The sequence below is a fragment of the Amycolatopsis mongoliensis genome (assembly GCF_030285665.1).
GTDB classification, from domain to species: domain Bacteria; phylum Actinomycetota; class Actinomycetes; order Mycobacteriales; family Pseudonocardiaceae; genus Amycolatopsis; species Amycolatopsis mongoliensis.
On record NZ_CP127295.1, the window covers coordinates 9,421,769 to 9,445,334 of the forward strand.

At 70.8% G+C, this 23,566-nt stretch carries 13 protein-coding genes and 1 pseudogene; 8 read left to right on the top strand and 6 right to left on the bottom strand.

Features of this window, described 5'->3' with window-relative positions; genetic code table 11:
- Positions 1–31: 31 nt before the first annotated feature.
- Together QRX60_RS45185 and QRX60_RS45190 are read right to left on the bottom strand one after the other, a co-directional pair.
- On the bottom strand, positions 32–1,330 hold the full coding sequence (locus tag QRX60_RS45185) for an alpha/beta hydrolase (RefSeq protein ID WP_285997618.1): 1,299 nt from the start codon (positions 1,328–1,330) through the stop codon (positions 32–34).
- A gap of 216 nt (positions 1,331–1,546) precedes the next feature.
- A complete protein-coding gene (locus QRX60_RS45190; protein WP_285997619.1) occupies positions 1,547–2,470 on the bottom strand; it encodes a sporulation protein in 924 nt (307 codons plus the stop codon).
- 208 nt (positions 2,471–2,678) lie between these two features.
- Here QRX60_RS45190 and QRX60_RS45195 point away from each other — a divergent pair, with 208 nt between their 5' ends.
- Positions 2,679–5,054 carry an HAD-IC family P-type ATPase gene (locus QRX60_RS45195; RefSeq protein ID WP_285997620.1) on the top strand — a complete coding sequence of 792 codons (2,376 nt, stop codon included), beginning with the start codon at positions 2,679–2,681 and terminating at the stop codon, positions 5,052–5,054.
- A 10-nt stretch (positions 5,055–5,064) separates the two neighbouring features.
- Here the strand turns inward: QRX60_RS45195 and lysX are convergent, their stop codons facing one another.
- From lysX to QRX60_RS45210, 3 genes are all read right to left on the bottom strand, one after another.
- On the bottom strand, positions 5,065–8,370 hold the full coding sequence (gene lysX, locus QRX60_RS45200) for a bifunctional lysylphosphatidylglycerol synthetase/lysine--tRNA ligase LysX (RefSeq protein ID WP_286003829.1): 3,306 nt from the start codon (positions 8,368–8,370) through the stop codon (positions 5,065–5,067).
- 24 nt (positions 8,371–8,394) lie between these two features.
- Positions 8,395–10,155, bottom strand: coding sequence for an ABC transporter ATP-binding protein (locus QRX60_RS45205; protein WP_285997621.1), 1,761 nt, complete (start codon positions 10,153–10,155; stop codon positions 8,395–8,397).
- Between the two features lie 165 nt (positions 10,156–10,320).
- Complete coding sequence (locus tag QRX60_RS45210) at positions 10,321–11,571, bottom strand: cation:proton antiporter domain-containing protein (protein WP_285997622.1); 1,251 nt, start codon at positions 11,569–11,571, stop codon at positions 10,321–10,323.
- A gap of 563 nt (positions 11,572–12,134) precedes the next feature.
- On the opposite strand from QRX60_RS45210, the gene QRX60_RS45215 reads away from it, so the two are divergent.
- A protein-coding gene (locus QRX60_RS45215) for an IS5 family transposase (RefSeq protein ID WP_408630145.1) occupies positions 12,135–12,964 on the top strand; the annotation gives its coding sequence in 2 pieces (ribosomal slippage) (positions 12,135–12,489 and positions 12,489–12,964; 831 coding nt in all).
- Between the two features lie 144 nt (positions 12,965–13,108).
- On the opposite strand, the gene QRX60_RS45220 is transcribed toward QRX60_RS45215, so the two are convergent.
- The gene (locus QRX60_RS45220) at positions 13,109–14,134 is read right to left on the bottom strand and encodes a LacI family DNA-binding transcriptional regulator (protein ID WP_285997623.1); all 1,026 of its coding nucleotides are present in this window, start codon (positions 14,132–14,134) and stop codon (positions 13,109–13,111) included.
- 183 nt (positions 14,135–14,317) lie between these two features.
- On the opposite strand from QRX60_RS45220, the gene QRX60_RS45225 reads away from it, so the two are divergent.
- The 6 genes and pseudogenes from QRX60_RS45225 (at position 14,318) to istA (ending at position 23,550) form a co-directional block, all read left to right on the top strand.
- The gene (locus tag QRX60_RS45225; protein WP_285997624.1) at positions 14,318–15,706 is read left to right on the top strand and encodes an APC family permease; all 1,389 of its coding nucleotides are present in this window, start codon (positions 14,318–14,320) and stop codon (positions 15,704–15,706) included.
- Positions 15,703–17,358, top strand: a complete 1,656-nt coding sequence (locus QRX60_RS45230; protein ID WP_285997625.1) for a N,N-dimethylformamidase beta subunit family domain-containing protein — start codon at positions 15,703–15,705, stop codon at positions 17,356–17,358. Before QRX60_RS45225 ends, QRX60_RS45230 begins: the two co-directional genes overlap by 4 nt.
- Complete coding sequence (locus tag QRX60_RS45235; RefSeq protein ID WP_285997626.1) at positions 17,355–18,128, top strand: transposase; 774 nt, start codon at positions 17,355–17,357, stop codon at positions 18,126–18,128. Before QRX60_RS45230 ends, QRX60_RS45235 begins: the two co-directional genes overlap by 4 nt.
- 90 nt (positions 18,129–18,218) lie before the next feature.
- A pseudogene (gene mobF / locus QRX60_RS45240) lies at positions 18,219–18,701 on the top strand (MobF family relaxase); the annotation flags it as partial.
- A gap of 21 nt (positions 18,702–18,722) precedes the next feature.
- The gene (locus QRX60_RS45245; RefSeq protein ID WP_408630296.1) at positions 18,723–22,067 is read left to right on the top strand and encodes an ATP-dependent DNA helicase; all 3,345 of its coding nucleotides are present in this window, start codon (positions 18,723–18,725) and stop codon (positions 22,065–22,067) included.
- A gap of 127 nt (positions 22,068–22,194) precedes the next feature.
- Entirely contained in the window at positions 22,195–23,550 is a 1,356-nt protein-coding gene (istA, locus tag QRX60_RS45250) for an IS21 family transposase (protein WP_285997627.1), read from the top strand.
- Positions 23,551–23,566 lie beyond the last annotated feature (16 nt).

Consider the following 23,566-nt stretch of genomic DNA (forward strand, 5'->3'; position numbering starts at 1 on the left):
GTTTCCCCGGACCGGCCGGTACTCGTGGTGGTCATCGGCTCAGGCCGGTGCGCACGGCGAGCCAGGGCAAGGAGTCGTAGAGGCCCGAGCGCCACACGGTCCAGTCGTGCCCTCCCGGCAGTTCCTTCCACTGCAGGTCCAGGCCGGCCCGGCGGCCGGCCTGGAACACTTCGGCGGCCGCCGTGCGGTAGACCGCGTCGTCACGGCCGGCGACGATCACGCCCGCGGTGTGCGGGAACCGCTGCCGGGCGAGGATGTCCATCGGGTTGACGCGGGTGAACGCCGCCTCGTCGCCGCCGAACGCGGCCTTGACCGTCTGCGATCGCGTGCCGAGCGACGGTTCGCGCTGCCCGCTGAGGTCGACGAAGTTCCCGTACACCTCCGGCGCGCGCACGGCGAGCTGGAGCGCGCACGTCCCCCCTTGCGAAAGACCCGCGATCGTCCAGGCCTCGCGACGTTCGTCGACCGTCAGCCGCTGCCTGATCCAGGCGGGCACCTCACGAGCCAGGTACGTCTCCGACTGCCCCAGCTTCGAGTCCAGGCACAGCGGGTTCGCCATCCGGGCGCCGAGCTGGTCGGCCACCACCGCGACCGGCGCCAGCCCGTCGTGCGCACGCGCGAACGCGTCCAGGCGCTCGGCGAGCCGGCCCGCGTCGAACCAGTCACGCGGCGAACCCGGCTGTCCCGCGAGCAGCACCAGGACCGGCAGCCGCGGCCGGGGGTTCACCGCGTACGCGGGTGGCAAGTAGATCCACGCCGGACGGGCCTTGAACGCACCGGGGATCGCCGCTTCCGACACCGTGCCCTTCTCCGGCAGATCGGCGGGCTTCCGCCACACGTCGGCGAGCTTGCCGCCGGCCGGCACTTCGACCACGCTCGACGGCGGCCGCGCGGCCGCATCGAGGCCGACCCGGTTGTTCGCGAACACCTCGAGCGCCGCGCGCGAGGTCGGATAGAAACCGAAGTAGGCGTTCGCAGCCGTGCCCGCGCTCGCCAGCACGACCAGCGCCAGCAGTACTCGCCCGGCACGCCGGTACCACCGTCCGGCGCGCAGCCGCGCGACCGCCAGGCAGCCGGCGACCAGCGTCGCGGCCGCCCACACCGCCAGGACCGGGGGCAACGGCTCCGGCCACGGCTTCCACACGTGATCGACCAGGTAGGTCGCCCCGGCCACGACCACCGCACACACGAGTACGACGGCCGGGAGAAGCCGGATCCACCACCGGCGATCCTTCCGGACCGCCAGGCAGAGCAACGCGACCGCGCCGGCAACGGTGGCGACGACGGGGATCGGCCCGGAGATCAGAGACAGGTCCAGTGGGCTGATCATGCGTTCCGTTCGTCGGCGGTTCTTCGCTTCGTCATCCCGGAATTCAATGTCCTCAATGGACAACCGGCACACGGCCGGGGCTTGTCCCATCGGGTGTTCGGCAGGCTCGCACTGCTTTCTCATTGGCCGAGGGGTGCGCGGCAGGCGTCCGGGGGGTGGCGACGCCTGCCGCGCGGTACCGCCGCGAGATCGGGGAGGCTCACGGCGGTGGTCAGGTCATCCCTCGTCGTCGCCGAAGAACTCCTCGGCGGCCCCACCGAGGACCATGCCTCCGGCCACGCCGGCCGCACCCGCGGCGAGCATGCCGCCCATACCGGGTCCACGCCGCCGGCCGTGGTGGTCGTCGTACCCCTGCTGTCCGCCGTAGCCGGGGTCGCCGTCGAAGGTCGGGTACCCGGGGCTGCGCTCGGCGACCTGGGCCAGCCAGCCGCTGACCGGCCCCGCCCAGTCGATGTTCTGCGCCTCCTCGTGCGCGAGCCGGAGGTGGCCGGGCGTGTCGCCGCGCTTGTCGGCGTCAAGGATCACGTGGAGCTCGTCCGGGTTCGCCACGAAGGTCACCGTGACCTGGTTCACCCTGCCCGCGTACTGGGCCGGCGCGAAGAACTCGAGCTCCTGGTGGAATCCGAGCTCGCCCGACACGCCCGGCAGGTGCCCGGGAGCGACGCCGGCGCCGCGGAAGGTGAATCCGAGCACGCCGAACGCGTCCAGCACCTTGTTCTGCGAAGGCAGCGGGCCCACCAGCACCGGGTCGAGGTCCCCCTTGTCGGGCGCCCCTTCGACGAGCAGGTCGGTGCGCACGCCCACCCGCATGCCGGGCAGGGCCGCGCCGTCGACCGCGGTGACGGGCGTCTCCCACGGCAGTGGCAGCCGGAACGGGATCGAGACGGGCTGCCCCGCCGGCACCCGCAGTTCCTGCTGCACGACCAGCCGGAAGAACTCCGTATCGCCGCCGTACCCGTGGTCCGCGTCGGCGTGGGCGACGAGGGCCAGCACGACCTGGCCGATCTCGGCGTCCGCGGTGCCACCCCGGATGTGCACCTGCCCGGTGATCGGCTGGCCGGGCGCGGCGTGCGGCGAGTCCAGCACCGTGTCGACGGACGGGCCACCGATGCCGAAGCGGCTCAGCATCCGGTTGAACATGGGTCTCCTCCGGGGACGGATGGGGGTGCACTGCGCGCTCGGTGAGCGCCGTGTTCCAGTGTCGTGGGGTCTTCCCGGTCCGCCCAGCCGCCGGGCGTCCGGAACCACCCCCTACCCGGCTGGATGTCCCCCCGCCGGTCGGCTGGTTCCACACCCGTTCGTGGGCTCGGCCGCCCGGACGAGCCGGAGTTTGCGTACGGTCGCGGCTATGTCAGGAGATGCACGCCTGCTCGTCGACGAGGTCGCAGGTGGACTGACCGCCGCCGAGGTGGCCGAGCGGGTCGCCGCGGGCCGGACCAACGACGTGCCCGCCCGGGTGAGCCGCAGCACCGGCGAGATCGTGCGGTCGAACGTGTTCACCCGGATCAACGCGATCTTCGCGGTGCTGGCCGTAATCATCTTCTCGACCGGCTACCTGCTCGACGGGCTGTTCGCCGGCCTGATCGTGGCCAACAGCGTCGTCGGCATCGTCCAGGAGCTGCGGGCGAAGCGGACACTGGACCGGCTGGCGATCGTCGGCCAGGTCCGGCCGCGGGTGCGCCGGGACGGCGTGAGCCGGGACCTCGCGCCGGCCGACGTGGTCGCCGACGACGTGATCGAGGTCGGCCCGGGCGACCAGATCGTCGTCGACGGCACCGTCCTGGCGGCCGAAGCCCTGGAAGTGGACGAGTCGCTGCTCACCGGCGAATCGGATCCGGTCGTGAAGCACCCGCACGACCCGGTGATGTCCGGCAGTTTCGTGGTGGCGGGCAACGCGGCCTACCGCGCGACAAAGGTCGGGCGGGAAGCCTACGCGGCGAAGCTCGCCGAGGAGGCCGGACGGTTCACCCTCGCGGACTCCGAGCTGCGCTCCGGCATCGACACGATCCTGAAGGTCATCACCTACCTGCTCATCCCGGCCGGGGCGCTGTCGATCTACAACCAGCTCGCGGGCTCGCAAGCCCTGCCCGACGCGCTTCGCGGCATGGTGGCCGCACTCGTCCCGATGGTGCCCGAAGGCCTGATCCTGCTGACCTCGGTCGCGTTCGCCGTCGGCGTGGTCCGGCTGGGCCGGCGGCAGTGCCTGGTCAACGAGCTGCCGGCGATCGAGGGCCTGGCGCGGGTGGACGTCGTGTGCGCCGACAAGACCGGCACGCTCACCGAGAACACCATGCGGCTCTCCGAAATCCGGCCGCTCGGCGACGGTGACGTCGCCCCCGAACTCGTGCTCGCCGCGCTGGCCGCCGCCGACCCCCGACCGAACGCGAGCCTGCTGGCGATCGCCCAGGCGTGCCCGCCGGCGCTCGACTGGACCGCGGAGACGGTCGCGCCCTTCTCCTCGGCGCGCAAGTGGAGCGGTGCGGGCTTCGGCGAACACGGCGACTGGGTGCTCGGCGCTCCCGACGTACTGCTGGCCGCCGGTTCGGCCGAGCGCGGAGAGGCGGAGCGGATCGGCGCGCAGGGCCTGCGGGTGCTGCTGCTCGGCCGGGCCGCAACCGGCCTCGACGCACCGGAGGCACCGGGCGAGGTGGACCCGGTCGCGCTGGTGGTCCTGGAGCAGACGATCCGCGGTGACGCCCGCGAGACCCTGGACTACTTCGCCGCCCAGGGCGTGGCCGTCAAGGTGATCTCCGGCGACAACGCCGTCTCGGTGGGTGCGGTGGCCCGCGCTCTGTCCCTGCCCGGGGCCGACGCCCCGGTCGATGCCCGGACCCTGCCTGAGGATCCCGAAGCGCTCGCCGCCGAGGTGGAGCGCGGCACGGTGTTCGGGCGGGTCACGCCCGCCCAGAAGCGGGCCATGGTCGCCGCGCTGCAGTCGCGGGGGCACACGGTCGCGATGACCGGCGACGGCGTCAACGACGTCCTCGCGCTCAAGGACGCCGACGTCGGCGTCGCGATGGGTGCGGGCAGCCCGGCGACGCGGTCGGTGGCGCAGATCGTCCTGCTGGACAACGCCTTCGCCACGCTCCCCCAGGTCGTCGGTGAGGGACGGCGGGTGATCGGGAACATCGAGCGGGTCGCCAACCTGTTCCTCACCAAGACGGTCTACTCGGTACTGCTTGCCCTCATCGTCGGCGTCCCCGGCCTGATCGGCCTCACCGCCGTGCCCTACCCGTTCCTGCCCCGGCACGTCACCATCGTCGGCTGGTTCACCATCGGCCTGCCCGCGTTCGTGCTGTCGCTGGCCCCCAACAACGACCGCGCCCGAGGCGGTTTCGTCGGCCGGGTACTGCGGATGGCGATCCCGGCCGGGGTGGTGATCGCCGTGGCCTCCTTCACCGCCTACCTCCTGGTCCACCCCGGCATCGGCAGCGGCGAGACCACGCAGGTGCAGGCCAGCACCACGGCACTGATCACGCTGATGGCACTCGCGTTGTGGGTGCTCGGGATCATCGCCCGGCCCTACACGTGGTGGAAGGCCGGCCTGGTCGCCGCGATGGCCGTCGTGTCCGGCCTGATGTTCGTCCTGCCGGTGACGCAGCGGCTGTTCCTGCTGGACCCCGGCAACGCCGGCCACACGCTCACCGCGCTCGGCTGCGCCGCCGCGGGCGTGGTCCTGATCGAACTCGGCTGGTGGATCGGCGGCCGGCTCGCGAAAAACTGAACACACGTCCTCATTCCGGCCGGACCAGCGGGAAAGCCAGCGTGTCGCGGATCGTGGTGCCGGTCAGCAGCATGACGAGCCGGTCGACGCCCAGTCCGAGTCCGCCGGAGGGCGGCATGGCGTATTCGAGCGCGGTGAGGAAGTCCTCGTCGACTTCCATCGCCTCGGGATCGCCGCCCGCGGCGAGCAGCGATTGGGTGACGAGCCGGCGGCGTTGTTCGACCGGGTCGACGAGTTCTGAGTAGGCGGTGGCGACTTCCGTGCCCTTGATGACGAGGTCCCAGCGTTCGGCCAGCGCCGGGTCGTCGCGGTGCGGGCGGGTGAGCGGGGAGACGTCGGCGGGGAAATCGGTGTAGAACACCGGTCCGGCGGTCTGCTCCTCGACCAGGCGTTCGTACAGTTCGAGGACGACCGCACCGCGTGTCCGCTGTGGATTGTGGACGATCCCGGCGGTGTCGCACAGCTGCCGCAACCGGGCTTCCGGTGTGCTGCTGGTGATCTCCTCGCCGAGGGCTTCGGAAATGGCATGGTGGACGGGCACGACCGGCCAGTCGCCGGAGAGGTCCAGCTCTCCGGCCGTTTCGCTGCCGTGGATGGCGCAGGCGGCGGCCTTGATCAGCTGCTGGCAGCGCGCCCGCATGACCGTGTAGTCCGCGTAGGCCTCGTACGCTTCCAGCATCGTGAATTCGGGATTGTGCTTGTAGGACACGCCTTCGTTGCGGAACGTGCGGCCGAGCTCGAAAACCCGCTCCACTCCCCCGACACACAGCCGCTTCAGGTACAGCTCCGGGGCGATCCGCAGGTAGAGCCGCATGTCGTAGGCGTTGATGTGCGTGACGAACGGCCGGGCGTTCGCACCACCGTGCACCGGCTGCAGCATCGGCGTTTCGACCTCGAGGTAGTCCCGGCCGAGCAACGTCGCCCGCAGTGCCTGGACCGCCGCGCCGCGGGCGCGCAGCAGCTCACGCGAGCGTGGTCGGACGACCAGGTCGAGGTAGCGCTGCCGCACGCGGGCTTCGGGATCGGTGAGACCGGAGTGCTTGTCGGGCAACGGGTGCAGGCACTTCGCCGCCAGCGTCCAGCTCTCGGCGAGGATCGACAGCTCGCCGCGCCGGGAGGTGATCACCTCGCCGCGGATCGCGACGTGGTCGCCGAGGTCGACGTCCGCCCGCCAGCTCCGGAGGTCTCCCTCCGCGGTGTCCGGTGCCGCGAGCATGACCTGGAGGTCACCGGACCAGTCCCGGAGCGTCGCGAAACACAGCTTACCGTGGTCGCGCATCAGCATGACCCGGCCCGTGACGGCGACCCGCTCCCCCGTGCGGGTGTCCGGTTCGAGGTCCGGGAAGCGCGCTGCCACCTCCGCGAGCGTGGTGTCGCGGGGCACCAGGACGGGATAGGGATCGACGCCGCGGGCCCGCAGTCCGTCGAGCTTGGCCAGCCGGATCCGGGTCTGCTCGGAGGCGGGCACGGGCCGGTCCTCGACGGCCGGCCCGGCGCTCCCGGCGTCGCGGACGGCGGCCAGCAGCGCCGGGTCGCCGTCGTGGGCGGGAGCGGTCGACCCGCGGCCGAGGAAGCCTTCGGCAATGGCGGAGGCGAGCCCGACCCGCGCCAGGTCGCGCCGGTCCCCGTGGATCAGGAAGCGTGGCTCCCAGTGCGGGCGGTACTTGACGTTCGACCGGTAGAGCGATTCGAGCTGCCACCACCGGGAGAAGAACAGCAGCAGCCGCCGCCAAGCCCGCAGGATCGGGCCGGCGCCGATCCGCGCGCCCTCTTCGAACACCGCGCGGAACACCGCGAAGTTCAGCGACACCCGCCGGACGCCGAGCGCGGGCGCACCGGCGGCCAGCGCACTGACCATGAACTCCATCAGGCCGTTGTCGGCATCGCGGTCACGGCGCATGAGGTCGAGGGAAAGCCCGGTCCGGCCCCACGGCACGAACGACAGCAGAGCCCGGACGTTCCCGGCCGCATCGAGCGCTTCGACCAGCACGCACTGCCCGTCGGTGGGATCGTTCAGCCGGCCGAGCGCCATCGAGAAGCCGCGTTCGGTATCGGTGTCGCGCCAGCGGTCCGCCAGTGCGGCCGCGGCGGCGAGCTGCTCGGGCGGGATGTCGGCGTGCCGGCGCACGCGCGCGGTGTACCCGGCCCGCTCGATCCGGGTGACGGCCTGGCGCACCGGGCGCATGTCCGGCCCGGCCAGGGTGTAGGCAGTGACGTCGAGGATCGCTTCGTCGCCGAGTTCGATCGCCTTCAGCCCGGCCCGCACGTACGCTTCGGCGGCTTCCTCCCCGGCACCCATCACCGCTGGGCTCCAGGTGTACTCGGCGCACATCGCCAGCCAGCGGGCGATGGCGGGCTGCCACGCGTCCGGCGCGCCGAGCGGGTCGCCACTGGCCAGGCAGACCCCGGCGACGACGCGGTAGGTGATCGCCGCCTCTCCCGAGGGGGCGAACACCACGGCCTTGTCCCGCCGGGTGGCGAAGTAGCCGAGTGAATCGCGTTCGCCGTGCTCGGCGAGCAACCTGCGGACGGCGATCTCGTCGTCGGTCGTCAGCAGCGACGTCATCCGCTGCGCGCGCAGCATCCACAGCAGCGCGGCGAACAGCGAGACCACGCCGAACAGCGACACCGACAGCGCGACCCAGCCCGGCGCGTCACCCACCCGGGTGATGTCCAGCTGGATCGCGCCGCCGATGACGGTCTCGACCGCCCAGCTCCACCGGTCGCCCACCGACCGCAGCGAGCCGGGGAACACCTGGACCAGCACGCCGCCGAGCAGGATCGAGACCCCGAGCAGCCCGGCGAACACCAGGATCGCCTTGCGCAGCGCCGCTTTGCGCGTCCGCCCGTAGAACTCCTGTTTCGCGGCCAGGAGGACGACCAGCGCCACGACCGCGATCACCCCGGACTGCCAGAGCGACCACAGGTCCCAGCCCTTCAGCGCGAGCGGCTGCCCGTCGTCGTCGACCAGGAACTCGTCGGGGGCCAGCACCACCAGCAACCCGGTCATCGCGCTGAGCACCGCCTGAGCCAGCAGCAGGCAGCCCAGCACCGTCCGGGCGGCCCGCTTGCGGCGCGCCAACGCCCCTGCCAGCAGCGCGAGGAACAGGCCGTAAGCGACGTTCGGCGGCGCCGGGAAGACGGAGTCGTCGATGAACTGCCGCACGGGCTGGAAGCCGCGACCCAGCGCGGCGCTCACCGCCGAGAGAACGCACAGGGCGGCGATCACGCCCAGCGCGGTGGCGAACACCCGGGGAACCGCGCCGAGCCGCGATCGCCCGCCCGGCCCGGGAATCCGGACGGAGACGTCATTCATGAGTCTGCTGGACACGCGCAAACACTATCCGGCAGTCCGCTGAACGGCATTGTCTCCGGTGAGCAGCTGGGTGGCGGCGAACTCGGCGTACAAGGGATCACCGGCCACGAGCTGCTCGTGGGTGCCGGTCGCCCGGATGGTTCCCTCGTCCAGCACCACGATCCGGTCGGCGCGGGTGACCGTCGAGAGCCGGTGGGCCACCACGAGCACGGTCGTGGTCTCGGCCGCGGCCGTGACCACGTCCCGGATCGCCAGCTCGTTCACCGCGTCCAGCTGCGAGGTGATCTCATCCAGCAACAGCAGACGAGGACGGCGCAGGAGCGCACGAGCGAGCGCGACCCGTTGCCGTTCACCGCCCGAAAGCATGCTGCCACGGTGTCCGATCGGCGTGGCCAGACCGGCCGGCAGCCGATCCACGAGGCCGTCCAACCGGGTCTGCACCAGCACCTCCCGGACCTCCTCGTCGGTGGCTTCCGGACGGCCGTAGACGAGGTTGTCACGCAGCGTTCCGGACAGCAGTGGTGCATCCTGCTCGACGTACCCGATCGAGGCACGCAGGGCGGTCAGCTCCCAATCCGTGAGAGCCACACCGTCCAGCCGGATCCGGCCCGACGAGGGTTCGTGGAACCGTTCGAGCAGCGCGAACAGCGTGGACTTCCCGGCGCCGGAGGCCCCGACGAACGCCGTCATGCCCCGGGCGGGAATCTCGAGGTCGACACCACGCAGGATCTCCGGGGAGTCCGGGCCGTAGCGGAAGCGGACGTCCTCGAAGACCAGCCCGGCAGCGTCGTGGCCGCCGACGGTCTTCCCGGCCGGTGCCGGTTCGGCGGGCATCTGCTCCACTTCGGACAGCCGGCGCACGGCCGCCAGCCCGATCTGCAGCCTGCTGCCCGCGTGCAGGAGCTGACCGATCGGCTCCTCCAGGTAGAACAGGTACAGCAGGAAAGCCACCAAAGTGGACAACGGGATGGCGCCGGTCACCACCCGCGCGCCACCGACACCGAGCACCGCGAGGAACGACGCCTGGATCGCGAGCGCGTTGGAGCCGTGGACCAGCGACTCCCAGCGCGCCGAGCGGACACCGGCGCGCCACGCGCGTTCGGTCCCCTCCTCGATCGCCGTCGTCTCCCGGGCCTCCGCACCCGAGGCCTTGACGGTCCGGAAGGCGCCCAGGACCCGCTCCATCCGCGTCCCCGTGTCACCGACCGCCTCCTGGGCGGCGCGGGTCGCCTTTTCGATCATCGGCATGCCCGCCAGGGCGAGCAGGCCGACGACCAGCAGCACGGCCGCGGTCACGCCGAGCAGGGCAAGGTCCATCGTCCCCATCAGCACGACCATCACCACGGTCGTCACCGCACCGGTGACCAGGCCCACCAGCGCGTGCGTGCACACCTCGCGCAACAGGGTCGTGTCACTGGTGAACCGGGACAGCAGATCCCCCGGTTCGGCGCGCTGCACGGCGGGCACCCGCAGCCGCAGCACCCGCCGGGCGAACCGCTTCCGCGCGACCAGCACGACCGACTCCGCGGCGCGCTCGAGCAGGTAGTCACCGGCCATCCGCACCGCTGCCCCGGCGAGCGCAAGACCGACGAGCAGCACCAGCAGACCGGTGATGACCCCGCCCGTTCCCAGCTCGTCGACGAGCGTCTTCGCCGCGAGCGGCTGGGCGGCCGCGGCCAGCCCGCCCAGCAGGACGAGCAACCCTCCGAAGAGGACGGTCCGCCGTTGTGGCCGGACGTAGCCCGCCAGCATCCGCCAGGTCGCGCGGTCGATCGAGGTGCGCACGGGAAACAGCTCCATATTCCGTGGTCGTTGCCTGAAGAACACGGTTCCAGCAGGAACCGGCTCCTCGATCGTCGGCGACGGAACTGGCGGGCGGTACCGGTGAACCGGCCGGACGGCCCAGCCGGGTGACTGGCCCCGCACCGCCACCCGGCGGCCCGGGCAGCCTCAGCGGCGGGTCAGCAGGCGCGTCAGCGGCTTCGCACCCATACCGTGCAGGACCACGCTGCCCAGGACGCAGACCACGGTGATGACCAGGATCGTGTCGGCGGCGGGCCCCTCGGGCAGCTTGTTGAACGCCAGGAGCCCGAACACGATCGTGGTCGTGCCGCGCGGTCCCAGCGCACCGACGAGCAGACGCTCCCGAGTGGACAGCTTCGACCCGGCCAGCGACAGGAGTACCGGGAGCACGCGGACCACGGTGAGCACCGCGGCGCAGAAGAGGACGACCTGCCACGAGACACCCAGCGTGAACGCGAGGATGGCCGCGATGCCGACGACGAACCACATGGTCGTGGTCAGCACCGTGGTCACGTCCTCCAGCAGGTGCAGGTCCTTGCCCAGGGCGTCGGCCCGGACCTCCGCGCGGTCGGCCCGGCCGTCGCGGACCCGGCGGGCCTTGAGCAGCCGGTGCAGGTAGCGGAAGGCGGTGCCGCAGACGAACGAGGCGACGAAGCCGTTGCCGTCGATGGCGACGGTCGCGGCGTAGGTCAGCAACGGTGCCAGCAGCACCACGAGGCGCCCGGACTGGGCCGTCACCCATCCGGCGCGGTGCGCGCGGTCCAGCAGCCAGGCAAGGAGGCTGCCGAGCACGACCCCGACGACCAGGGCTTTCGCGGCGAACGGCAGCGCGGTGGCGAGCGCGTCGAGCGGCGTCCGCTGCTGCGTGTGGTCGCCGGCCAGGATCAGCGCGAACAGGAACAGAGGTGAGACGATCCCGTCGTTGTAGCCGCTTTCCACGTTCAGCACACTGCGCACCCGCATCGACAACGTGCGGTCGCGCACCAGCTGCTCCGCCGGAGCGAAGTCAGTCGGCATGGTGACACCGGCGATGAGCAGCAGCACGGCCCACGGAAGGCCGGGGAACAGCAGCCAGCCCAGCAGCGCCGCCAATGCGAGGCTCACCGGAAGGGCGACGAAAAGCACCCTGGCCACGAGCCCGGGATAACCGCCCCACAGCCGGCCGCCACGCACCTCGGTGGCATCGACGAACAGCAGCACCGCGAGGATGATCTCCGCGACGTGCTGCACGGCCTCGGTGTTCAGCACGGCCGCGATCGAGTTCTCGTACAGCAGGCCGACGAGGACACCGGCCAGCACCATCACCACCGGCGCGCCCAGGTTCCACCGGTCGAGCCGGGCCGCCGCCAGCGACCGGATGACCATGGCGAGGGCGCCGGCGAGGAGCAGGAGATTCATGCGCTCATTCTCACGCACGTGTCCTAAAAGGAGTGATCGGCCCACCGAAGTCCGGCGCGCCTCAAGGCTCGCCGGCGGCAACGGCAGTTGGTACTCCAGCCGCACTTCGCAGTGTTCGGCATGTCTGCGCTGGTAGCGGGCTTGCTGGGCGCGTGCTTGGCAGCGCTGGCGCCAGGTCGGCCAGGCCCAGTCCCGAGGCTTCGTTATGTAATCGGTTTGATCGTGCCAGATCTGGGACGTCGCCGCCTCGGCTTGTCCGGTAAATGTCGGCTTCGGCGCGGTGCTTCCGTTTGTTCAGAGGCTGGCTTCCACAGGCTGCCGCCGTCTCGGCCTCCGCGGCGGAAGCGGTCAGGTCGACGGCGTTCTTGCCTGGTGTACCGCACGAATCGCCGGCCCGCCGAGCGACGCGCGAAGTCGAACTTCCCCTGCCCGCGGGCGCGGACTGCTCGTATTCCTTCACCTACCCTGATGAAAGCACCTCGATGATCGAACGCTACTGCTTCCGGTCGGATCAAATGGTCGGTAAGAGCGTGTCTTACGTGGTGATCGGGCGCTGGTAAGCGATGATCTTGGCTGTGGTGGATCGGTTGTCGCTGCGGTTGGTGCCGGACGAGCTGTGGGCGTTGGTGGAGCCGTTGATCCCGGTATTCGCGCCGCGTCCGCAGGGTGGTGGCACGGCGCCGGTGGACGCTCGCGCGGTGTTCACGGCGATTGTGTATGTGCTGACCAGTGGATGTGCGTGGCGGGATCTGCCGCCGTCGTTCGGGGTGCCGTTCCAAACCGCGCACCGCCGCTTCGGTCAGTGGACCAAAGCCGGGCTGTGGCGACGCTTGCATCATGCGCTATTGGACGAGCTCGGCAGCCAGGGCCTCATCGACTGGAGCCGCGCGATCGTGGACGGTGCCTGCGTGCGGGCCAAAAGGGGGGATCTCTGACCGGGCCCAGCCCAGTCGACCGCGGCAAGCCCGGCTCGAAGATCCATGCCCTGTCCGATCGCGCCGGGCTGCCGCTTGCCGTCGCCGTCTCCGCGGCCAACACCCACGACAGCCACGCCCTCAGACCGCTGGTGATGGCGATCCCGGCGATCAAGTCCCGTCGTGGTCCGCGGCGGCGCAAGCCGGCCAAGCTGCACGCCGACAAGGCCTACGACCAGCCCGGCCTGCGGCGCTGGGTCCGCGACCGCGGCATCAAGGTCCGCATCGCCCGCAAAGGCATCGAATCCAAGGACAAGCTCGGCCGGCACCGCTGGGTGATCGAACGAACGATGGCCTGGTTCACCGGATACCGGCGCCTCACGTTGCGCTACGAACGCAAAGCTGAGCACTTCCTTGCCTTCCTCATTCTCGGAGCCAGCCTCACGTGCTACAAGAGACTCCGCAAACTCACCACATGAGACAACCTCTAAGCCCCGGTTCGCCCTGCCTCGGAACTGACCCTGCAGTCGCCGAGTCGCTGGTCAATCACCCCTGGCCCGACACCACCGCCGCGGCACTGGCCTCCGCGACGGTACTGCGGCCGGTGATGGTCTGTACCGGGCCTATCCGGGCCCGCTCCGGCTGCTGGAGCGCGTGCGGAGTTCGATGGGGGTGTTCAGTTCCCGCGTGGGACGGCCGCCGCGGAGTAGTTCAAGGAGCATGGTGACCGCGGTGCGCGCCTGTGCCTCCGGAAACAGATCCACTGCGGTGATCGGTGGGTCGGTGGCGTGCAGAGCCGGCTCGTCACTGTCCTGGGCAAGCAACAGGTCGTGCGGTACCCCCAGCCCCAGTTCGCGCGCGGCGGCCAGGACACCGGCACCGAAACCCAGGCACAGTGCGAGGATCGCGTCCGGCGGGTCGTCTCGGAGAACCGCGAGCGCGGCCGTCCGTGCCGATTCCGACATCGTGCTGGCGGACAGCTGCGCCGGCGCGGGCACCCGCACGGTGTCCGGTTGGACTCCGCGGGTGACGCACCAGTGCCGGTAGGCGATGATCGAGCGTTCGGTCCACTCCCACGGCATGTCCGGCGCAAGCGCCACGATCCGGGTCGCACCCTGGGCGGCCAGGTGGTCCAGGGCCGCGGTCACCGCGGCGTCGGTGTCCGGGGCGACCTGGTGGGCGATGAGGCCCGTCGGGTCCCGGCCGAGGGCGACGGTGGGGATGCCGGTGCCGGCGATCGCGGCCAGGCGCGGATCATCCTCTCGCGGCTCGACCACGATCAACCCGTCGAACGCCATCCGCCGCAGCTGCCCGGCGTCATGGACCGCCGGGAGCAGCAGCAGCCCGTGCTCGGCCTCGAACGCGGCCTGGGCCGCGGCCGTGGTCACCCGGCCGTACCACTCGAACGACAGGATGTCGTCGCGGCGCTGCCCGATGACAGTGCCGAGCGCCATGCCGAGCGTCGCGGTGCGGCCGGAGCGCAGGCCACGCGCGACCGGGTCGGCCGAATACCCCAGCTCGGTGGCGATCCGGCGGATGCGCTCCCGGGTGTCCGGGTCCACGCGCCCTTTGCCGTTGAGCGCGTAGGACACCGTGCCCACCGACACACCCGCGACGGTGGCGACGTCCCGCAAGGTCGGCTTCGCCATGCCCGCAGCGTATCGCGCAAACGTTTCATCGCTGCTATTGACTTCGCTTAAACGTTTGTGCACGCTATGCCGAACGCCGGGCAGGGTGGCCCGTGGAACGAGGACGAGGAGGCCGTCATGGGGCCTGAGCCGCCGGACGCCGGGACCGCATCCGGAACAAGCCTTCGCGCCGATGCCGTCGGTGTGCGGGACTTGGTGTTCTTCGTGTTGTCCGCGGCGGCGCCGCTGACCGTGATGGCCGGGTTCGCCGCACTCGCGTTCCTGTTCGGCGGCGTCGTCGCGCCGGCAGGATTCCTGATCGCCGGGATCGTGTTCACCGTGTTCGCAGTCGGGTTCACCGCGATGAGCAGGCACCTGCGCGGCAGCGGAGCGTTCTACGTCTACATCCGGCAGGGGCTGGGACCGCTGGCCGGGACGGGTGCCGCACTCGTGGCGTACGTGGCCTACGCGCTGGGGCAGGTCGGTTTCGTCGCGGTGGCCGGGCTGTTCGCCTCGACGACGCTGCGCGACCTGCTCGGGTGGTCCGCGCCGTGGCAGGTGTGTGCCCTGGTCCTGGGAGTGCTCGTGGCCGTGCTGTCCTATTTGAAGGTGGACATCGGCGCCCGGGTCCTGGCGGTGCTGCTCACCGCCGAGGTCGCCGTCCTGTTCGTGCTGTCGGCCGCGGTGCTGATCCACGGCGGGCACGAGGGATTGTCGTTCGGCAGCTTCGATCCGGCCAACCTGCTCACCCCGGGTCTCGGTTCACTGTTCGTCATCACGTTCGTCGTCTACCTGGGGTTCGAGCAGACCGCGATCTACAGCGAGGAGGCCCGGGACCCTCGCCGGACGGTCTCGCGGGCGACCTACATCGCGGTGGCCACCCTCGCGGTGCTCTACACGTTCGTTTCGTGGGTGATCCTGATGGGAGCGGGTCCGAACCGCCTTGCGTCGCTGCTCGCCGGTGATCCCGCCGACCTGGTCTTCGGGCTCAACACCGAGTACGTCGGCACCGCGATGACCGACGTGATGCACGTCTTGATCATCACCAGCTTCTTCGCCGGCGTACTCGCCCTGCAGAACGCCGGCAGCCGGTACCTGTTCTCGCTCGGGCGCGACGGCGTGCTCCCCGCGGCGTTCGCGCGCACCAACCGAGGCCAGACACCCAGCACCGCCGGAGTCACCCACACCGTGGTCGTGCTCGGCGTGCTGGGCGGGTTCGCGCTGGCCGGCTTGGACCCGTACCGGCAGATCGTGGCGTGGACCAACACCCCCGCACTGGTCGGCGTGCTGGCACTGGAAGCGGCCACGTCGATCGCGGTGATCCGCTTCTTCCACCGGAACCGGACCGGTGAAACGGCGTGGCAGCGGCTCGTCGCGCCCGCGCTGGCCGCGGTGCTGCTCGCCGCCGTGCTCGTGCTGGTGATCCTCCGGATGAACCTGCTGACCAACCTCGGCCCGACGGGCAACTTCCTCGTGCTCAGCCCGCTGATCGCCGGCCTGCTCGCCGGCTGCGGCCGCGCGCTGTGGCTGCGCGGCGCCCACCGCCACCCGGCCGAAGAGTCCGGCCCCGTCCCGGAGGAAAACCGTCGATGACGCACCACCCCCTGCCCCCACTGCCGGGGCCGTCGGTCACCGACCCCGGTCTCCGTCCGCGCTACGCCTGGTCGATCCCCGGGTTCGCCGTGGAACGCCCGTCCGGAACCGGTGAACCGGAGATCTGGTGCTACACCGACAGGTTCGGCTACCGGCCCGGCGAGGCGATCGACGTGCACGTCCACACCACCGCCGCACGCTACGACTTGACGCTGCTCCGGGACGGCGCGTCACCGAAGGTCGTCTGGCACCGGCAGGACCTGGCAGGCGCAGCGCACCCGACGCCCCACGACGCCTACCGGCGAGGGTGTGGGTGGCCGGTGGCGCTGCGGATCGACGTCGATCCCGCGTGGCAGTCCGGGCTCTACCTGCTGATCGCCGGGATCGAGGTGGGCGGCCGGCGGTACGAACGCGAGCACTTCGTCGTGGTCCGTCCAAGCGGGACAGTCCCGCGTACGCCCTTTGCCCTGGTGCTGACCACCAGCACGATGACCGCCTACAACGACTGGGGTGGCGCCAACCACTATCGCGGGCTCGGCGACGATCCCCACGTCGACGTGCCCGCCCCCGAGCTGTCGATCCACCGTCCCGTCGCCCGCGGCATGCTGCGGCAGCCGCCCGGCGCACCCCGTGCCGCCAATCCGGACACGCCCGGAATCGACTACGTCCCCAGGCATCCCGCCTATGAATGGGCACACGCGCACGGCTACTCACGGCACTACGCGGACGCGTTCTGGGCGACCTACGAGCGTCCGTTCGTGGTCTGGGCCGAGCGCAACGGCTATGCGTTCGATTACCTGACCCAGCACGACTTGCACCAGGACCCGGGGTGCCTCGACGGCTACCGGTGCGCGATCCTCGTCGGCCACGACGAGTACTGGACCGCCCGCATGCGCGACACCCTGGACGCCTTCGTCGACGGCGGCGGGAACGTCGCGCGGTTCGGAGCGAACTTCGCCTGGCAGATCCGGCTGCAGGAGGACGACACGACCCAGGTCTGCTACAAGGACCCGCGAGCCGACCCCCTCGCCGAGACCGAGCCGGAGCAGGCAACGACGTTGTGGGACGCGCCGGCCGTCGGCCGTCCCGGCGCGGCGACGATGGGCCTGACCGCGGTCGGGGGCGGCTACACCCGGTACGGGTCCACAACGCCACGCTCCAGCGGCGGCTACACCGTCTACCGGCCACGCCACTGGGTGTTCGAGGGAACCGACCTGCGGTACGGCGACGTCTTCGGTCAGGCCCCGATCTGCGTCGTGGGCTTTGAGGTCGACGGCGTGGACTACACCGTCCGCAATGGACTCCCCTACCCCACCGGGACGGACGGCGCGCCGGACGATCTCGCCATCCTGGCGATGGCACCGGCCGTGATCGGCGAAACCGACGACTGGCAGGGCATGGTCCCGCTCGGCGCCCCGGCCGACGAAGTGATCACCCTCACCGAAGCGTTGTACGGCACCGCCGTACCCGAGCGCATGCAGGGCGAACGATACGGCGCGGCAATGATGGCCGTCTTCTCCCGGGAACTCGGCACGGTCTTCAACGCCGGGACCTGTGAATGGGTCAACGGCCTCATCCACCGCGACGAATTCACCGAAACCATCACCCACAACGTCCTGCGCCGATTCGCCACCACGGAAGCGAAGGCATGAACGTCGACGACATCCGGACGCTGCGTGACTACTTCCCGGCCGCGCTGGAGGCGTTCACTGACCTCGACGCCGCCGACACCCTGGAGCTGCTGGCCAAGGCACCCGACCCTGCCTCGGCCGCGAAGCTGACCATCACCCAGATTACGGCCGCTCTCAAACGTGCTCGCCGCCACGACATCCCCGCCAAGGCCGCCTCGATCCAGGCCGTGCTGCGCGCCGAGCACCTGGGCCAGCCGACCGTGGTCACCGCGGCCTACGCCGCCACCACGCGCGCCGCCGCGGCAGTGCTGACCGTCCTGCACGAACAGATCAAAGCCTTGCAGGGGCAGGTCGATGCGCATTTTGGCCGACACCCGGACGCTGAGATCATCCTGTCCCAGCCGGGACTGGGATCGGTCCTCGGTGCTCGGGTGCTTGCCGAGTTCGGAGACGACCCCGACCGCTACGCCGATGCCAAGCGCCGCAAGAACTACGCTGGCACCAGCCCGATCACCCGAGCCTCCGGCAAGAAGACGATCGTACTGGCCCGGCTCGTGCACAACGACCGGCTCATCGACGCGCTCATGACCCAAGCGTTCAGCGCACTCAACGCCTCGCCCGGCGCCCGCGCCTACTACGACCAACTGCGAGCACGCGGCGCCCACCACAACGCCGCACTGCGGCAGCTCGCCAACCGGCTCGTCGGCATCCTCCACGGCTGCCTCAAAACCCGCACCCTCTACGACGAGGCGACCGCTTGGTCACATCGTGCTGAGAAAGCCGCTGCTTGACATTCAAGCTCCTGGGATGTCTTCCGGCAGGACAGCTCGTCCTGCTAACTCGGTGTCCACTACCCGGGGTGAACCTCAGAGGCCCAGGTCGACGTCAACGGGATCACCGCGGCGATGTTCGAGCACTGGGACTCCCGCGCCGCTGACCCGCACCTGCACTTCCACGTGCTGATCTCGTCGAAGGTGCAGCGCAGCGACGACGGTGTGTGGACCGCGCTCGACGGCCGCACCATGTTCGCCGCTACCGTCACCGCGTCGGAGTACTTCGACAACCGGCTGCGCGACCTGTTCCGCGAGCAGGGCGCATCGTGGGTGCAGCGCGGCGCCGAGGGCGTGGACATGAAGCGCCCGGTCTGGCAGCTCGAAGGTGTCCCGGTGACGCTGGTGAAGCTGTTCTCCCAGCGTCACCGCCAATTCGAGGCAGCTCGCGCTAGGCGCATCGTCGAATTCCGTGCCAAGCACGGGAAGGAGCCGACGTCGAAGGATATCTTCGCCATCGACCGTGCCGCCCAGTACGACAACCGGCCTGGCAAGCAACCTCCCAAGACGTTGCCGGAACATCTCAAGGCGTGGCGCGAGCACGCGTTGACCCTCGTGCCCGCCAAGGTTCTGGACGCGCTCGCCCATCGCGTATTCCTCAGCGGACGCACGGAGCCGGACGCGTTCGACATCGCGAAACTTGCCCAGGCGACACGGGATGTGGTGTCGGACAACTACGGTCATTTCTCCTGGTGGAACCTCGCCGCCGAGGCCCACCGCCAGACCGCGCACCTGACGGTGCCCGTCGACAAGCACGAACAGCTCGTCGACGACGTTGTCGACACGATCCTGACCCAGCCCGACACCCTCGCCCTGGTCGGGCCGACCGCGGTGAACGAGCCGGCGTCGTTGCGGCGGCGGGACGGCGAGTCGGTGTTCGTTGAGCACCACTCGACCCGCTACACCACCACCGCCACGCTGGCCGCTGAGGGCGATCTGGTCGCGTGGGCGCGCCGCGGCGGCGGGCACCGGCTGCGCGCCGCCACCGTCGAGAAGGCCCTGGCCGGTCAGGGGTTGAACGACGGGCAGTCGGAGATGGTGCGCCGGTTCGCCCGCTCCGGACATCGGCTGCAGCTTGCGTTGGCCCCGGCCGGGGCCGGGAAGACCTCGGCGATGAAGGTCCTGGCGACCGCGTGGCGGCGCACCGGGCATCGCGTCTACGCCTTCGGGCCGTCGGCCCGCGCGGCGCAGGAGCTCGGTGCGTCGATCGGGGCGAAGCCGCACACGCTGCACCAGCTGACCACCGCGCTGCGGTTCGGGTTCGCCCACCGTGCGTTCCCGATGGAAGCCGGGGACCTGGTGATCGTCGACGAAGCGGCCATGGCCGGCACCCACACCCTGCACAAGGTCGTCAAGTACGCGCTCAACAACGGCGCCGACGTACGACTCATCGGGGACGACGCGCAGCTGGCCGCCGTCGAAGCAGGTGGCGCGATCCGACTGCTCGCCCACGACGTCGGTGCCGTCCGGTTCCGGGAGATCGTGCGGTTCCGCGGCGCCGACCGCGAGGAGCAAGCTGCTGCGTCGTTGCAGATCCGGGCTGGAAGTCCAAAGGGTCTCGAGTACTACTTTGAGCACGGACGCGTTAGCGACGGTTCCCTGGAGACGATGCGTGACGCCGCGCGCTCACGCTGGCAGGCCGACCTCGACGCCGGCGTGCAGTCGCTGCTGATCGTGCCGACCAACGAAGACACCGTCGCGCTCAACATCGAAGCCCGCCAGCTGCGCCTCAACCGAGGTGCCGTCGACCGCGGCCGGGAAGTCGATCTGCACGACGCGACCACCGCGGGTGTCGGGGACTGGGTCGTCACCCGGCACAACCAGCGCCTGCTGTCACTGTTCGGCGGGCGCGACTTCGTCAAGAACGGCGACGTCTGGACCATCACCGACGTACACGCCAGCGGCAAGATCACCGTCCAGCACCGGGTCCACAAGGCCGCGATAACACTGCCGGCCGGGTACGTCCATGCCCACGTCGAGCTCGCCTACGCCGCCACCATCAACCGCGTGCAGGGCATGACCAGCACCGGCAACGCCCACCTGCTGGTCCCGCCGACGATGACCCGCGAGCAGTTCTACCCCGGCATCACCCGCGCGATGCGCGGAAACTACCTCTACGTCGTCACCCACCACCACGTCATCGACCAGCACCGCGAAACCCCAGAACCAGTGTCCCCTGAGTCGGTGCTCACCGGCGTGCTGCGCCACTCGGGTGCGGAAGTGTCGGCGACCGAGACGCTGCGAGCGGCCCAAGACGAGGCGGTGTCAATGGGCACGCTCGTTCTCCGCTACAACTACACCGCCACCTACCGCGACGAGGACCGCTACCGCGCCATCCTCACCCGCCATGCGCCTTCCACCGTGGACCTGGACAGCGAACCGGCACTCATCCAGACTCTCCGAAACGCCCACGACCTCGGCTGGGAACCCGACCCCCTCGTCGCCACCGTCACGCGCTGGCGCCAGTCCCTGGACGAGGCCGACAACCGCGGCGCGGCGCTGCAAGCCCGGATCACCACCCACCTCGAGCGGCGTCGGCCGCCCTCTACCACCGGGCCACCGCAGCCGGCCGACGTGACGCGCTGGCGGGGCATCGTCGATGCGATCGCCCCGCACGTCGCCGTCGAAGACCCCGACTGGGAGAAGATATGGGCCCGCGCCGCCGGTGCGCTAGCGCTCGGGTTCGACGTCGACGCCGCGCTGACCGTCGTCGCCCATCAGCTCACGGCGCGTCCGGCGGTGCCGGATCCTATGCCGGACGACCGCTACGCCGATGCCGCTCTCGCCGCCGAGCTGGAGCACCGCGGTGAGCGCGGAGAGGCCCATCAGCGCGCCGTGCCCTGGCTGGCCCGCCCCGACTTCGCCCACGTTCGCCACCATCCCGGGCATGCCCAGTACCTGCACGAGATGAACCTCGCGATCGCCGACCGCGTCGAACACCTGCGCGCCGCGGTGATCCGCGACCAGCCGGAGTGGGTTTCGGGGCTCGGGGCGCGGCCGGACAATCCGATCGCGGCCGAGGAGTGGGATGACCTGGTCGGCCTGGTCGCCGCCTACCGCGAGACGTTCCGTATCGAGGGTGAGGCTCCGCTGGGTGGCAAACCCGGCAGCCACGGCGCGAAGGCGCGCGCCTGGCGCAGCCTGAGCGAGTGCTGGGACACCTTCGGCCGAACACCGGTAACCGACCGACCGGAGCCCCCGGCACCTCGGACAGCACCCCGGGCCGCGGAGCGCGACGACCTGTTCGCCGAGTTAGAACATGGTGATGAGCGCGTCGTCCTCGAGCCCCTGAACGTGCTGGTGCGCCGTTACGAGTTGCTGGCCCGCGACGGTGACGAGGACCGCTACCTCGACGTCCTCGCCCGCTACGTCCCCGGCGCGGTCAACGCCGGCGCCGAACCCGCCGCACTGAACGCGCTCGCCAACGCCCAGGATCAGGGCTGGCAGGCCGAACGGCTGGTCCGCAAGCTCGCCGACGACAGCGGCTTCGCCTGGGCCAGCGACCCCGCCGCCGTCCTCGCCAAACGCGTCTCCGCGCACGTCAGCGAACACCGGCCACCGGCGCGGATCGGTGCACCGACCGACGAGCAGATCGACCGCTGGCGCAGCATCGTCGCCGAACACCTGCCCAACGCCATCGTGACCGGCGAGCAGTGGGGCATCGTCTGGCGCCACGCTGCTGGCGGCACCGCCCTCGGCCTCGACGCCGACACCGCCCTCACCGACGCCCTCAGCCAGCTCCCCGGCGACATCACCGGCGCCGGGGACGGTGACTATCGCCGCGCCGGTGAGGCACTCGTCGCCGCCCTAACCGACCACCACAGCGCGGGAGACGGGCTGCACGCCGCGCTCTCGTGGCAGGCCCACCCGGACTTCGGAGCACCTGATGGTGCTCTCTGAATAGGGCCAGTCCTGCTCTCTGAAATTCCCCAGTTGGGGTGTCCTGTCGGCGCGTCGTTTGCGCTGGTCAGCGGCCTCGGGGTGACGGTTTCGGTGTTGATCACCGAGACCGTTGCCGGAGGCGTGGATGCTCACTCTGGAGGAAGACGTGGAGGCGCAGGCGCTGCGTGCTCAAGGCTGGTCGGTCTCGGCGATCGCCCGACATCTCGGACGCGACCGCAAGACCATCCGCCGCTACCTGGCCGGCGACGTGGTGCCAGGCAGACGCCGGCCGGTGGGGCCGGACCCGTTCGAGCCGTTCGTGGCCTACTGCCGGGCCCGGCTGGCCGACGACCCGCATCTGTGGGCGGCGACGCTGCTGGACGAGGTCGCCGAGCTCGGCTACCAGGGCGGATACTCGACGTTCACCCGCGCGCTGCGCCGCTATCAGCTGCGCCCGCACTGCGAGCCTTGCCAGGTGGCCCGCGGCCGGGACGTCGCGATCATCACTCACCCGCCGGGTGAGGAGACTCAGTGGGATTGGCTGGAGCTGCCGGACCCGCCGGTGAGCTGGGGCGCCGGGAAGCAGGCGCATTTGCTGGTCGGCGCGCTGGCGCACTCGAGCAAGTGGCGCGGGGTCCTGGCCGATGCCGAGGATTTCCCGCACCTGATCGAGGCCCTCGATGCGGTGGTTCGCCGGCTGGGCGGGGTGACCCAGGTCTGGCGGTTCGACCGGATGGCCACGGTCTGCCATCCCGCCTCCGGCCGGATCACGCCTGCGTTCGCGCAGGTCGCCAAGCACTATGGAGTCCGGTCGGTGACGTGTCCGCCGCGGCGCGGGAACCGCAAGGGCGTGGTCGAGAAGGCCAACCACTCGGCCGCGCAGCGCTGGTGGCGCACCCTCGGCGACGAGGTCACGATCGACGAGGCCCAGGCCGGGCTGGACCGGCTCGCGACCAAGCTCGACAGTCGCCGCCGGGTCATCGACGGCGAACGCACCACCGTCGCCGGCCTGGCCGCGGCCGAGCGGCTGCATGCTCCGCCGCTGGTCGCGTTCCCGGCCGAGTTCGACCTCGGTCGGATCGTCACGCCGCAGGCGCTGGTGTCCTTCCGCGGCAACGCCTACTCCGTCCCGCCCGGGCTGGGCGGCGCGCAGGTTCAGGTCCGCCACCGGCTCGGCGCGGACATGTTGCGGATCGTCACCGAGGGCGGCGCGACCGTCGCGGTTCACAGCCGGGCCCCGGACGGGGCGGGTCGGGTGATCCGCGACGACGGGCACGTGATCGCGCTTGAACACGCCGCGATGGGCGCGTTCAGCCACGAGCGGCCCTGCACCCACAAGACGCGCAGGCCGCCGTCGTCGGCGGCGTTGGCCGAAGCAGCACGACTGCGCGGCCTGCCCGCGACGGGGCCCGCGGCCCACGTCGTGATCGACCTGGCCACCTACGCCGCCACCGCGGCGAAGCTGGGCAGTGCACCCACCTATGAGTCCGAGGAGGACTGATCACTTGTCCGGAAAC